The sequence below is a fragment of the Micromonospora sp. NBC_00330 genome (genome assembly GCF_036136635.1).
In the GTDB taxonomy this organism is placed as follows: Bacteria; Actinomycetota; Actinomycetes; order Mycobacteriales; family Micromonosporaceae; genus Micromonospora; species Micromonospora salmantinae.
On sequence record NZ_CP108012.1, the window covers coordinates 4,429,525 to 4,442,986 of the forward strand.

General features: G+C 72.9%; 13 protein-coding genes. 6 read left to right on the plus strand and 7 right to left on the minus strand.

Annotated elements, in window-relative coordinates:
* Window positions 1-21: 21 nt before the first annotated feature.
* The 5 genes from frr to OG598_RS19890 form a co-directional block, all read right to left on the minus strand.
* Window positions 22-579, minus strand: a complete 558-nt coding sequence (gene frr / locus OG598_RS19870) for a ribosome recycling factor (RefSeq protein WP_088946658.1) — start codon at window positions 577-579, stop codon at window positions 22-24.
* 84 nt (window positions 580-663) lie between these two features.
* Window positions 664-1,431 carry a UMP kinase gene (pyrH, locus tag OG598_RS19875; protein WP_030487501.1) on the minus strand — a complete coding sequence of 256 codons (768 nt, stop codon included), beginning with the start codon at window positions 1,429-1,431 and terminating at the stop codon, window positions 664-666.
* A gap of 161 nt (window positions 1,432-1,592) precedes the next feature.
* The gene (gene tsf / locus OG598_RS19880; RefSeq protein WP_091400300.1) at window positions 1,593-2,420 is read right to left on the minus strand and encodes a translation elongation factor Ts; all 828 of its coding nucleotides are present in this window, start codon (window positions 2,418-2,420) and stop codon (window positions 1,593-1,595) included.
* Window positions 2,421-2,554: 134 nt separating this feature from the next.
* Window positions 2,555-3,484: a 30S ribosomal protein S2 gene (rpsB, locus tag OG598_RS19885; protein ID WP_238645818.1), complete on the minus strand. Its 930-nt coding sequence runs from the start codon at window positions 3,482-3,484 to the stop codon at window positions 2,555-2,557.
* 417 nt (window positions 3,485-3,901) lie between these two features.
* Window positions 3,902-4,912, minus strand: coding sequence for a hypothetical protein (locus OG598_RS19890; protein ID WP_442931327.1), 1,011 nt, complete (start codon window positions 4,910-4,912; stop codon window positions 3,902-3,904).
* A gap of 203 nt (window positions 4,913-5,115) precedes the next feature.
* On the opposite strand from OG598_RS19890, the gene OG598_RS19895 reads away from it, so the two are divergent.
* The 5 genes from OG598_RS19895 to OG598_RS19915 all read left to right on the plus strand — a co-directional run bounded on the left by OG598_RS19895 (window position 5,116) and on the right by OG598_RS19915 (window position 10,920).
* Window positions 5,116-5,475, plus strand: coding sequence for a YraN family protein (locus OG598_RS19895; protein WP_328650554.1), 360 nt, complete (start codon window positions 5,116-5,118; stop codon window positions 5,473-5,475).
* A 30-nt stretch (window positions 5,476-5,505) separates the two neighbouring features.
* Window positions 5,506-7,026, plus strand: a complete 1,521-nt coding sequence (locus OG598_RS19900; protein WP_328650555.1) for a YifB family Mg chelatase-like AAA ATPase — start codon at window positions 5,506-5,508, stop codon at window positions 7,024-7,026.
* Entirely contained in the window at window positions 7,023-8,240 is a 1,218-nt protein-coding gene (gene dprA / locus OG598_RS19905; RefSeq protein WP_328650556.1) for a DNA-processing protein DprA, read from the plus strand. The genes OG598_RS19900 and dprA overlap by 4 nt, the downstream gene beginning before the upstream one ends.
* Window positions 8,241-8,579: 339 nt before the next feature.
* On the plus strand, window positions 8,580-9,632 hold the full coding sequence (locus OG598_RS19910) for a tyrosine recombinase XerC (protein ID WP_328650557.1): 1,053 nt from the start codon (window positions 8,580-8,582) through the stop codon (window positions 9,630-9,632).
* Window positions 9,633-9,738: 106 nt separating this feature from the next.
* Window positions 9,739-10,920, plus strand: a complete 1,182-nt coding sequence (locus tag OG598_RS19915) for an aminotransferase class V-fold PLP-dependent enzyme (protein ID WP_328650558.1) — start codon at window positions 9,739-9,741, stop codon at window positions 10,918-10,920.
* Here the strand turns inward: OG598_RS19915 and OG598_RS19920 are convergent.
* Window positions 10,841-11,563, minus strand: coding sequence for a murein hydrolase activator EnvC family protein (locus OG598_RS19920; RefSeq protein WP_328650559.1), 723 nt, complete (start codon window positions 11,561-11,563; stop codon window positions 10,841-10,843). The genes OG598_RS19915 and OG598_RS19920 overlap by 80 nt on opposite strands.
* 141 nt (window positions 11,564-11,704) lie before the next feature.
* Entirely contained in the window at window positions 11,705-12,151 is a 447-nt protein-coding gene (locus OG598_RS19925) for a DUF4240 domain-containing protein (RefSeq protein ID WP_328650560.1), read from the minus strand.
* A gap of 145 nt (window positions 12,152-12,296) precedes the next feature.
* On the opposite strand from OG598_RS19925, the gene OG598_RS19930 reads away from it, so the two are divergent.
* Complete coding sequence (locus tag OG598_RS19930) at window positions 12,297-13,439, plus strand: sulfite oxidase (protein ID WP_328650561.1); 1,143 nt, start codon at window positions 12,297-12,299, stop codon at window positions 13,437-13,439.
* Window positions 13,440-13,462: the final 23 nt, after the last annotated feature.

Below are 13,462 nucleotides of genomic sequence, written 5' to 3' on the forward strand. Positions count from 1 at the left end.
GAACGGGCCTCGGAGCATGGGTCACACCTCGAGCAGCTCGGTTTCCTTGTGCTTCACCAGGTCGTCGATGCTGGCCACGTACCGCTGGGTCAGGTCGTCGAGTTCCTTCTCGGCGCGGCGACCGTCGTCCTCGCCGGCCTCGCCGTCCTTGACGATCCGGTCCAGCTCTTCCTTGCCACGGCGGCGGACGTTGCGGATCGCCACCTTGGCCTCCTCGCCCTTGTGCCGAGCCACCTTGATCATGTCGCGGCGGCGTTCCTCGGTCATCTGCGGGAGCAGGATGCGCAGCTGGTTGCCCTCGTTGTTCGGGTTCACCCCGAGGTCCGAGTCGCGGATCGCCTTTTCCATGGCGTTGATCTGCGAGTTGTCGTACGGCTTGATGATGGCCATCCGCGGCTCGGGAACCGCGATGGACGCCATCTGCGTCAGCGGCGTGGGCGTGCCGTAGTAGTCGATGATGACCTTGGAGAACATGGCGGCGTTGGCGCGACCGGTACGGATGGCGCCGAACTCCTCCTTGGCGTGCTCAACCGCACGCTCCATCTTCTCCTCGGCCTCGAGGAGGGTGTCGTCGATCACCGGTCTCCTCGCCTCCTTCTGTGCTCGTGGTGGGCTCTGCTGAAAGTCGTCAGACCCGCTGTCGTCGTCGCCGGTCGGCGGGACTCAGGCGGTGATCAGGGTGCCGATCTTGTCGCCACCCACCGCGCGGATGATGGTGTCGTCACCCTGCGCGCCAAAGACCAGCATCGGCAGGCCGTTCTCCATGCAGAGGCTGAACGCCGCCGCGTCGGCCACCCGCAGGTTGCGGCGCAGCGCCTCGGAGAAGGTGATCGAGTCGAGCTTGCTGGCGGTGGGGTCGATCCGCGGGTCGGCGGTGTAGACGCCGTCCACGCCGTTCTTGCTCATCAGCACCACGTCGGCCCGGATCTCCAGCGCCCGCTGGGCGGCCACCGTGTCCGTGGAGAAGTACGGCATTCCGGCGCCGGCGCCGAAGATGACGACGCGGCCCTTCTCCAGGTGCCGGATGGCCCGCAGCGGGATGTACGGCTCGGCGACCTGGGCCATCGTGATGGCGCTCTGCACCCGGGTCTCGATGCCCTCCTTCTCCAGGAAGTCCTGGAGCGCGAGGCAGTTCATCACCGTGCCGAGCATGCCCATGTAGTCGGCGCGGGCCCGGTCCATCCCACGCTTCTGCAGCTCCGCGCCGCGGAAGAAGTTGCCTCCGCCGACCACCACGGAGACCTGCACGCCGCGGCGGACCACTGTGGCGATCTGCCGGGCGATGGCCTGGACGACGTCCGGGTCGACGCCGATCGCGCCGCCACCGAAGACCTCACCGGAGAGCTTCAGCACCACCCGGCGGGCACGCCCCGGCGGCGGTGCCGTCGGATCGTCCAGCTCCAGCGTCCGGTCACTCACAACCTGCGTCATCCGCCCCGCCCTTCCCCACGCGCACGCCCCGTGCGGCGCGTACCGCGAACCTGCCGCTGCCGACCCTATGTGACGAGGAGGCCGCGGTGCCTGTCACGTACACCGGCGGCCTCCTCGTTTATGTCTCCTGCCCACGGGCGCCAGCGGCGTCCGGTGGCGGCTCAGGCCTGGCCGACCTCGAACCGCACGAAGCGGGTGACCTCGATGCCGGCCTCGGCCAGCAGCTGCTTCACCGACTTCTTGTTGTCAGAGACGGACGACTGCTCGATCAGGACGAAGTCCTTGAAGAAGGAGTTGACCCGACCCTCAATGATCTTCGGCAGAGCCGCCTCGGGCTTGTTCTCCTCGCGGGCGGTCTGCTCGGCGATGCGCCGCTCGGACTCGACGACCTCAGCCGGAACCTCGTCCCGGGTGAGGTACTTCGGCCGCATCGCGGCGATCTGCATGGCCACACCACGGGCGTCGGCGTCGCCGGCCTCGTCGGTCTTGCCGGTGTACGACACCAGCACGCCAACGGCCGGCGGCAGGTCCTGGGCCTTGCGGTGCAGGTAGACGGCGGTGGTGCCCTCGACCCGGGCGAACCGGTTGAGCACCAGCTTCTCGCCGATCTTGGCGGACTGCTCCTGGATCAGGTCCGCGATGACCTTGCCGTCGAGCTCGGAGGCGAGCAGCTCCTCGGCGGAGTTCACGCCGGCGCGCTCACCGTGCTCGACAAGCTGCTGGCCCAGCGCGATGAACGACTCGGTCTTGGCGACGAAGTCGGTCTCGCAGTTGAGCTCGAGCAGCGCCTTGCCGGAGTGGGCGACCAGGCCGTTCGCGGCCGTACGGCCGGCCCGCTTGCCGACATCCTTGGCGCCCTTGACGCGCAGGATCTCGACGGCCTTGTCGAAGTCGCCCTCGGCCTCGGTCAGCGCCTTCTTGCTGTCCATCATGCCGGCGCCGGTGAGGTCGCGGAGCTTCTTGACGTCCGCGGCGGTGATTTGGGACATGGCTCTCTCTTCGGTGTTGAGACGGCGTGTGGATGGTCAGAGGTGCCGGTTACCCGGATCCGGGCGGATCGTGCCCGGCGTACCGTCGCTGCCCGCCGTTCGCGAAAACGGACGGCGGGGCAGCGACGGTGCGATCACTCCGCGGTGGCGGCCGCCGGCTGCTCGGTGGCGGCCTGCGCCGGCTGCTCCGGGGTGGCGGGCTGCTCGGCGGCGGCAGCGGCGGGCTGCTCGGCCGGGGCGGCAGCGGCGGCCGGAGCGGCCGGGGCAGCCGACTCGTCGGCCTTCTTCGGCTCGAGCAGCTCGCGCTCCCACTCGGTCAGCGGCTCGTCGCTCGCGACACCCTCGGGCTTCTCGTCGTTGCCCCGGCGACGGCCGGAACGCGCGATCAGACCATCCGCGACGGCGGCGGCGACGACCTTGGTCAGCAGCTCCGCCGAGCGGATCGCGTCGTCGTTACCCGGGATCGGGAAGTCGACCTCGTCCGGGTCACAGTTGGTGTCCAGCACCGCGATCACCGGGATGCCCAGCTTGCGGGCCTCGTCGACGGCGATGTGCTCCTTCTTGGTGTCGACGATCCAGACCGCGGCGGGAAGCTTCTGCATGTCCCGCAGGCCACCGAGGGTGCGGGTCAGCTTGATCTTCTCGCGGGAGAGCTGCAGGGTCTCCTTCTTGGTGTAACCGGCGGCGGTGCCGCTGAGGTCACCCAGGCCCTCCAGCTCCTTCATCCGCTGGAGCCGCTTGTAAACGGTCTGGAAGTTGGTCAGCATGCCACCGAGCCAGCGGTGGTTGACGTACGGCTGGCCGACCCGGGTCGCCTGCTCGGCAATCGCCTCCTGGGCCTGCTTCTTGGTGCCGACGAACAGGATGCTGCCACCCTCGGCGACGGTCCCACGCACGAACTCGTACGCCTTCTCGATGTACTCGAGGGTCTGGCGCAGGTCGATGATGTAGATGCCGTTGCGCTCGGTCATGATGAAGCGCTTCATCTTCGGGTTCCAGCGCCGGGTCTGGTGCCCGAAGTGGACACCGCTCTCCAGCAGCTGACGCATGGTCACGACGGCCATGGTTGGGGTACTCCTCAAGGTCCCTGGTTGTCACGCCCGGCCGGTGGCCGGGCGTCCTGGCGCCTGGTCGCCGACCCATGGTGGACCCGATCAAGATCGGGACCAGGGAGGCCGTCGCTCCACGACGATTCGTGAAGAGGGCGCGCGAGGTCGACCGCACGAGGCGGTCGCCAGTTGGCCAGTGTACGCCCTTCGCCCGTTCAGCCGCCCCGGGGTGCGGGTGAGGTGCTGCTCTGCCTGCTCGCCTGCCCGGCCGCGCGCCTGCTTGATCGCGCGCGTTGCTGAGGAAGATCGCGCTGGTTCGGGGAAATAGTGGCCTCCGCGTCGCCGGAGGCCACTATTTCCTGGTTTTTGTCCGAACCGTCAGCGTGCACCCGGCCGGTGGCGGCGGGTCAGGCCGGCGGCGGGCGGGCCGGGTCAGCCGGCGGCGAGCGCGGCGGCCAGGAAGAGCACCAGGCCGACGGTCAGGTAGGCCGTCGGTGGGCGCAGCCAGCCCCGACCGTTGTCGGCGAGCGCCAGACCTCCGGTTCGTAGCCCGTACAGCCCGGTCGCGAAGATCGGCAGACCGGCGACCAGGGCGATACCCGCCACCACGTTCCCGGCGTCCACCGGGTCGCCGGTCACGCCCGCCAGCAGCACCCGCAGCGCGGGAACCTCGAAGACCAACACCAGCAGCGCGAAGAGTACGGCCAGCACCGGTCGACGGGTCCGATAGACGCCGTCGGGGGCCGGCGGATACACCGGCGGCTCACCTGCGGGCAGGTCGGGTCGCGGGCCGATCCCGGGCATCGGACCGGTCGGCATCTCCAGCGGGTGCGGCGTCTCGCCGCCACCCCGGGTCGGCTCGATGATCGGGTACCCGCCGAGCGGAGCGGGACGAGCCTGGTCGGCGAGCACGCCGGCCGGCGCTGCCGACGTGCCGTCGCGGGACGTCTCCGGCGGGGCGCTGGTCACCGGAGATCCCGCCGTGGCCGTCTCGCGGGCGGCGCGGCGTCCGGGCAGCTCACCGGAGGTCTCCGAGGGGTCCCGGTCCGCCCGTCGCAATCGGGTGGCCCGGTAACCGTCCGCCTCCGGCCGCGCGCCGCCCAACGGGTCGACCGCGCCGAAACGCCCCGAATCAGCCTCGCTCGCCCCGAACCGACCGGTCTGATCGCTCACGGTGCCGAAGCGACCCGAGTCCGACTCGGGCGTACCGAAGCGGCTCGCGTCGACGGCGCCGAAGCGTCCCGAGTCCGGCTCGCGGCGGCGGCCGACTCCGGTGTCCTCGACGGAACGGCCGTCTTCCGCACCACGCTGCTCGGGGATCTCGCTGTCCCGGTACCGCGGTTCGCCCGCGCCGCGCCACTCCGACTCGCCGTAACCGCGACCCCGCTCGTCGGGGTACCAGCGCGACTCCTGATCTTCCGGAAAACTCCGTCGTCCGTCCACGTCAGGCACCGTATGCGACCGGCCACGCCCGCGCCATTTCAGCCCGGCCGACCGGGCCGCCGATCGTCCGGGCAGCGCGGACACGAGTCACGCCCTAGCACAGCGCGGGCATGATCATGCGACTGTCCACAGCACCCCCGTTGTCCACAGGTGGGCCCCCGCCGGGTCGCGGCGATCACCCTCCGGCGGGCAGCGTGCCGGCCATGACGAAGCGGAACCAGGCGGTTGGCGCGTACGGCGAACAATGCGCGGCCCGGCACCTGACCGAGGCGGGGCTGCGCCCGATCGCCCGAAACTGGCGCTGCCCGGCCGGGGAGATCGACATCATCGCGTGGGACGGGCCTGTGCTCGCCTTCTGCGAGGTGAAGACCCGACGGGGTGAGCGCTTCGGCACCCCGGCCGAGGCGGTCGTGCCGGCCAAGGCCCGCCGGCTGCGAGGGCTCGCCGCGCGGTGGCTGACCGAGACCGGTACGACCGCCGAGGAGGTGCGCTTCGACGTGCTGTCGGTGCGGCTGCCCGACGCGGGTCCGGCGCAGGTCGACCACCTCAAGGGCGCGTTCTGACATGCGTACCCGGAGGATCGGTGACGCGCCGTGAGTTACGCGAAGGTGCTCTGCGTGGGGCTGGTCGGGGTGACCGGCCACCTCGTCGAGGTGGAGGCCGACCTGGCCGCCGGACTGCCGGCGGTGGTGATCTCCGGTCTGCCGGACACCGCCCTGCACGAGGCCCGCGACCGGGTCCGCGCCGCCGTGGTCAACTCCGGCCAGCGCTGGCCCAACCGGCGCATCACCCTCAACCTGCTGCCCGCCACGCTGCCGAAGTTCGGGTCGGCCTTCGATCTGGCCATCGCCGCAGCGCTGCTGGGCGGTTCGGGTGAGCTGCCGTTGCTCCCGCTGGAGGGGGTGGTGGTCCTCGGCGAGTTGGGGCTCGACGGGACGGTCCGGCCGGTGCGCGGCGTGCTCCCGATGGTCGCCGCCGCAGCCCAGGCCGGCGTCGCGCGGGTGATCGTCCCGGTCGGCAACGCCGCCGAGGCCGCCGTCATCCCCGGGGTACGGGTGCGAGCGGTGGACACCCTGCACCGGCTCGTCGCCTTCGTTCGGGACGGGACCCCGCTGATCGAACCACCGGCGGACATCCCGGAGCCGCTGGTGGGTGGGCCGGATCTCGCCGACGTCGCCGGGCAGCAGATGGGTCGGCGCGCCCTGGAGGTCGCCGCGGCCGGCGGGCACCACGTGGCACTGCTCGGCCCACCGGGCGCCGGAAAGACGATGCTCGCCGAACGACTGCCGTCGATCCTGCCCGAGCTGGACGACGACGCGGCGCTGGAGGTCACCGCGCTGCACTCGGTCGCCGGGCTGCTGCCGCCGGGTGGCCGGCTGCTGCGTCGCCCACCGTTCCAGGCGCCGCACCACACCGCGACAGTGCCGTCGCTGGTCGGGGGCGGCTCGGGGCTGGCCCGACCCGGCGCGGTGTCGCTGGCGCATCGCGGGGTTCTCTTTCTGGATGAGGCTCCCGAATTCAGCAAGGGTGCGCTGGAGGCGCTGCGCCAGCCGCTGGAGCACGGCCGCATCCAGCTGAGCCGCAGCGGGGGCGGCACCGTGTATCCGGCCCGCACCCAGTTGGTGTTGGCGGCCAACCCGTGTCCGTGCGCGAAACCGGCCGGCGACGCGCACTGCGAGTGCTCGCCGCTGGTTCGCCGCCGCTACCTGGGAAGGCTCTCCGGGCCGCTGCTCGACCGGATCGACGTCCAGGTGCGGCTGATGCCGGTGCGGGCGGCCGAGCTGATGGCGACCGACGGCGATGTCGAGCCCTCGGCGACGGTCGCCGCCCGGGTGGCGGCGGCCCGGCAGGCGGCGGCCGCCCGCTGGGCCGGCCTCGGCCGACGGCTCAACGCCGAGGTGGAAGGGCCGCACCTGCGCCGACCGCCGTGGCGGCTGCCGGCCCGGGTCACCGTGGAGCTGCGCGGCCGGCTCGACTCCGGCTCGCTGTCGGCACGCGGCTTCGACCGGGTGATCCGGATGGCCTGGACCATCGCCGATCTGGACGGTCGCGACCGACCTGACCAGGACGACGTCCGGGAAGCGCTTCAACTACGGACGGGGGAGGCGACGTGAGCGCCGAGGAGGAACGAAGGCTGGCCCGGGTCGCCCTGACCTGGTTGGCGGAGCCGGGCACGCGCGCGGTGCATCACCTGGTCGAACGGCACGGCCCGGTGGAGACCCTGGAGCTGCTGCTCGACGGCGGCAGCCCGGCCGGCTGGCTGCACACCACTGTCGCCGCACGCTCGGCGGCCGGCGACGTGCGAGCGGTGGCCGCGGAGGCCCTGGAGCGGGCGGACCGACTGGGCGCCCGGCTGGTCACGCCGGACGACGAGGAGTGGCCGGCCCAGGTCGCCAGCCTGGCCGCGTTGCGGCTGCCGGACGTCAGCCGCCGGGTGGACGGTGAGACCGCACCGCCGCTCTGCTTCTGGGTACGCGGGAGCTGGCCGCTCGGCGAGGCGCTGGATCGTTCGGTGGCAGTGGTCGGCGCGCGGGCGGCCACCGGCTATGGGCAGCACGTCGCGACCGAACTGGGGTACGGCTTGGCGGAGCGGGACTGGACGGTCGTGTCCGGTGGCGCGTTCGGCATCGACGCCGCCGCCCACCGGGGCGCACTCACCGCTGGCGGTCTGACCGTCGCGGTGCTCGCCTGCGGGCTCGACCGCCCCTACCCGATGGGCAACGCCGCGCTCTTCGACCGGATCGCCGAGACGGGGCTGCTGGTCAGCGAGTGGCCGCCCGGTGCCGAGCCGCTGCGGCCCCGGTTCCTGATCCGCAACCGGGTGATCGCCGCAGGCACCCGGGGCACCGTAGTGGTGGAGGCGTCGGCGCGCAGTGGCGCGACGCAGACCGCGCGGCGGGCCATCCACGCCAATCGGGTGGCCATGGTGGTGCCGGGGCCGGTGACCTCGGCGATGTCCGTCGGCGCCCACGAGTTCCTGCGCGAGTTCCCCGACAAGGCCCGGCTGGTCACCGGTGTGGCGCACGTACTCGAGGAGGTGGGTCGGATCGGCGCGGACCTGGCCCCGCCGGCGCGCGGACCGCAGCGGGCCACCGACGCGCTGGACGACGATGCGCGGTCGCTGCTGGAGGCGCTGCCCCGCCGAGGCGCGATGGGCGTGGACCGGCTCTCCGCGCGCGCCGGCGTCGACGTACGGACCGCGTTGCGCAAGCTGTCGCTGCTGGAGGAGCTGTCCATGGTGGTCCGTCGCGACGACGGCTACGCCCTCGCCCCACCCACCAAACAAAAGCGTGCGACGGCGGGGACGTCCGGTCGACCTGTTGCCTGAGCGGATGCCTCACCACCGCCCGGCCGGGTGGTCGTCCGGACACCCGTATCCCCTCGCGGTCGGGATCCGGGGCAGCCGATACTGCCGGTACCGTGCCCGGTCATGGGTGCAATCAAGCCGTGGCACATCAGCGTGCTCTGCTGTCTCGTCGTGACCGCCGTGCTCGTTGTCGGCCTGGTCATGTTCCTGATCAAGAGGAACAACCGCCGGTAGTCGGGGGTGGACACCGGCACCGTCGTGTCCGGTGGCCGAGGCGCACCGGCCGTAGGCTGGTGCCGTGTCAGCCGTCAGTGAGGGTGCCGGGGCCGAGGAACCGGCCGGCACGTCGGCGCGGCCACGATGAGCCGACCGGACCGGGGCACCCGGGCCATGCACCAGGCACTTCCGCCGGCGTTGCGCGACGCTGTCGACGACTTCGCCGAGCACCTGTCCCGGGTCCGTAACCGGTCGGCGCACACCGTCCGCGCGTACGTCACCGATCTGGTCTCGCTGCTCGACCACGCCGTCCGGATGGGCTGCGTCGACCTCGCCGAGCTGGACCTGTCGGTGCTGCGCAGTTGGCTGGCGCGGCAGCGCACAACGGGTGCGGCCCGCACATCGTTGGCCCGGCGGGCCGCGTCGGCGCGGGCATTCAGCGCCTGGGCACACCGGGCCGGGCTGCTTCCCGCCGACGTGGGCGCCGCGCTGGCCAGCCCCCGCGCGCACCGGGAACTGCCCAGCGTGCTGCGCGCCGACCAGGCCGCCGCTCTGGTCGAGGCGCCGTCCCGGCAGGCACCGCCCACCAACCCGGCGCGCACGGACCCCACGCTCACCAACCAAGCCGGCGCCGACGCAGAGCCCACGGACACAGCGGCCGGGCCGGCGTCGGGCCCGAGCGAAGCCGCCGAGGCGGTGCCGCTACGGGACCGGGTGCTGCTGGAGCTGCTCTACGCCACCGGCGTACGGGTCAGCGAGGCGTGCGGGTTGGACGTCGGGGATGTCGACCACGGCCGGCGGGTGATCCGGGTGTTCGGCAAGGGCGGGCGGGAGCGCTCGGTGCCGTACGGGGTGCCCGCCCAGCGGGCGCTTGACGACTGGCTGCGCCGGGGCCGCCCGGCGATGGTGGGCACCCGCTCCGGCGACGCGCTGCTGCTGGGTGCCCGGGGTGGTCGGCTCAACCCGACGACCGCGCGTCAGATCGTCGGTGCGTACGCCGAGACCGCCGGACTGCCCCGGACCAGCCCGCACGATCTGCGCCACTCCGCGGCCACCCACCTCCTGGAGGGTGGCGCGGACCTACGCGCCGTGCAGGAGCTGCTCGGCCACTCGTCGCTGGCGAGCACACAGATCTACACCCACGTCTCGGTCGAGCGGCTGCGCGCCGCCTACCGGCAGGCGCACCCGCGCGCCTGATCAAGGACCGCGAGGCGCACCCGCGCCTGATCAAGGGCCGCAAGGCGCGCACGCACGCCTGATCAAGGGCCGGAGGGCGGGCACGCATGGCGGTTACGATCATCAAGTGAGCGTCCCGAATCCTCCTGAGCCGATCCCGGGCGCCCGCCTGCTCTTCTCCCTGGACCCGGCGGTCAGCCACCTCAACCATGGCTCGTTCGGCGCGGTGCCGATCGGCGTGCAGCGCGCCCAGCAGCGGCTGCGCGACGAGATGGAGGCCAACCCGCTGCGCTTCTTCACCCAGGGGCTGGTCGACCGGATCGCGCACACCCGCCGGCACCTCGCCGGGTTCCTGGGCGCCGACCCGGACGGCAGCGCCCTGGTGGGCAACACCACCACCGGCGTCGCCGTGGTGCTCCAGTCGGTGGGCCTCAAGGCCGGCGACGAGGTGCTGAGCACCGACCACGGGTACGGGGCGGTGAGCCTGGCCATCCAGCGCGAGTGCCGCCGCACCGGCGCGGTCAGCCGGGTCCTGCCGATCCCCCTGGCCGCCACCGACGAGCAGATCGTGCAGAGCGTCCGCGCCGGCCTGCGCCCCGGGCGGACCCGGCTGCTCGTCGTCGACCAGCTCACCTCGGCCACCGCCAAGCTCTTCCCGACCGCCGCCGTCGCCGGGGTGGCCCGCGAACACGGCGTGCCGGTCCTGGTGGACGCCGCGCACGCCCCGGGCATGCTGCCCACCCCGGTGGCCAGCATCGGCGCGGACTTCTGGGTGGGCAACCTGCACAAGTGGGCGTACGCCCCGCGCGGGACCGCCCTGCTGGCGGTGGCACCGCAGTGGCGGGACCGGATCGAGCCGCTGGTGGTGTCCTGGGAGCAGGAGTCGGGTTTCCCGGCCCGGCTCGAGTGGCAGGCGACGCTCGACTACACGCCCTGGCTGGCCGCCCCGGCGGGCCTGTTCACGATGCGCAGTCTCGGCGTCGACCGGGTGCGGGCGCACAACGCGGCGCTCGCCGCGTACGGCCAGCGGGTGGTGGGGGACGCTCTGGGGGTGGTCCCCGCCGATCTGCCCGACCCCGGCGGGCCGGGGGTGGCGCTGCGCCTCATCCCGCTGCCGGCTGGCACGGGCACGACGATCGACGCGGCGCGGGCGTTGCAGGCGCGGATCGGTGAGCGGCTCGCCGCGGAGGTGGCGGTGATGAGTTGGAGCGGCCGGGGGTGGCTGCGGCTCACCGGCCAGGTCTACAACGCCGCCGACGAGTACGAACGGCTGGCCGCGCGGCTGCCGGCGCTGCTCGCCCAGCGCTGACCGGCCGGCCGGGAGCGGACACCGGGACCGGACCGACCGGGAGCAGGCGCACCGGGCCGAGGCCGAGCAGGGCCAGCGGGTCGAGATACTCCTCGCCCCGGCGCAGGCCCCAGTGCAGGCACGCCTCGGCCGGGCACCCCGGGTGCCCGGGCAGCAGCTCGCCCAGCGGCGCGCCGGCGGTGACCGGCTGGCCGGGGCGTACGGCGGGTTGGACCGGTTCGTGGGTGGTCCGCAGCCCGTCGGCGTGCCCCACGGTGACCACCGGTCGACCGGCCACCAGGCCGGCGAAGAGCACTGTGCCCGGCCCGGCGCTGCGGATCACCACTCCGGCCGGGGAGGCCAGGTCGACGCCGCGATGGCCGGGCAGCCACGGTCGCGGCGGCCTGTCGAACCGGCGCACCGGACGGGGTGGCCCGTCGACCGGCCAGCGGAACCGCCCGGCGGGCGCCGGGTCGACGACCGGCACGGTCAGGGCCGCGACCGGCTCCCCCAGGGCCGCGACCGGCACGGTCGGGGTCGGTGGTTGGCCGGGCACCGCCGCTATCAGCACCGCCAGCCCGCAGAGCTGGACGGTCAGTGCGAGCGGGAGCGCGGCGCAGAGCAGCAGCGTGCGGCGAATCGAACGGACTGATGGCGGTCGCATGACGACAGCCTCCGGCCACGCGGGGTCGTCCGCCGCCCCCGTCGATAGGGCTGTGGACAACCGGAGGTGCTGTGGACGACCACCCGACGCCCTCGATGATCTGCTATGCCCGGGCGCCGGGCCGACGCCTGACAGACCAGGTCACCACCACTGTTCGTTGGACCCGGTCTCGTAGTCGTGCTCCTCGACGTGCTCCCACTCCTTCCCGGTCGCCTTCTCGTAGGCGTCGGACGGGACGTCGAGGATCGATTCCGCGTGGGCGGCCTCGTCGATGGTGAAGCGCGCGAACGCCGCCGGATCGGCCAGCACGGCAGCGAACGCCGCCGGCCCGGCCACCACCACCGCGCAACGGGCGTACAGGAAGCCGTCATCGGACAGTCGGTCGGCGCCGGGAAGGACAGCCTGGGCGAGCACCCGACGGTCCAGTTGGTGGAGCGTGAACGCGAGCGTCTCGGCGAAGCCGACGATCCGCTCCACCGGCCCTTCTGCCAGCATCGCTGTCAACCGCTCGTACGGCCCGTCGTCCTGCGCCTCGGGCCGACCGCCCAGCACCGCGACGAGCCGCCAGAATTCCTCATTCACAATCATCACAACCCTCAATGATCACTTGGACGAACCGGTGTCAGCCACTGACCCCGGGCCGCCGTACCTCCGGTGCCGTTTTCGGACCGCCACGGAGGGCCTAGGCTGGGCCGCGTACGGCGGGTGCCGCCGTCTGTGCAGGGGAGGCCGCATGACCACTCTCGATGACCGGACGTCGTCCCCCACCGGGCCCACAGTTGCCGATGTGAGCGGCCCGTCCCGGCTCGCGGAGTCGGACGAGACGATCAGCGCCGAGGAGTTGCAGCTCGCGGCCCGCAACCACGGCATCCCGTTGGAGGCGCTGCGCTACGACGTCACCCCGGCCGGGCTGCACTACCTGCTGATCCACTACGACATCCCGGAGCTCGACCCGGCGACGCACACGGTGACCATCGGCGGCGCGGTGGACCGTCCGTTGGCGCTAACCCTCGCCGACCTGCGCCAACGGCCCCGCGTCACCCGGCAGGTGACCCTGGAGTGCGCCGGCAACGGACGAGCCCTCCTGCACCCCCGGCCGGTCAGCCAGCCCTGGCTGGTCGAGGCGGTCGGCAACGCCGAGTGGACCGGCACCCCCCTCGCCCCGCTGCTGCGGGAGGCGGGCGTCGACCCGGACGCGGTGGACGTGGTCTTCACCGGCGCCGATCACGGTGTGGAGCGCGGGATCGAGCAGGACTACCAGCGGGCGCTCCCGGTCGCCGACGCGCTGCGCGAGGAGGTGCTGCTGGCGTACGAGATGAACGGCGCTCCGCTGCTGCCGCAGCACGGTGCGCCGCTGCGGCTGATCGTGCCGGGTTGGTACGGCATGGCGCACGTGAAGTGGGTCCACTCGATCGAGCTGCGGACCGAGCCGTTCGAGGGGTACCAGAATGCGGTGGCCTACCGGGTACGCCGCGACGCTGACGACCCTGGCGTGCCGGTCACCCGGATCGAGCCGCGGGCGCTGGTCCGCCCGCCCGGCTTCCCCGACTTCATGTCCCGCCGTCGAGTGCTGCGACAGGGCCCGTGCACGCTGGATGGTCGGGCCTGGTCGGGGCACGCCCCGGTGGTCGCCGTGGAGGTGACCACCGACGGCGGGCAGAGCTGGGCGCCGGCCGAGCTGGACCCGGCGGACGCGGGGGACTTCGCCTGGCGGCGCTGGCGGCACGAGTGGGTCGCCACCCCCGGCCGGTACGTGCTCGGCGCACGGGCGACCGACGCGTCCGGGCGGACCCAGCCGGTCGAGCAACAGTGGAACCGTGGCGGCTTCGCCAACAACATGGTGCAGCGGGTCGAGGTCGCGGTGCCGACCGAGTGATCGGTGGCTGGTGTCACGCCACG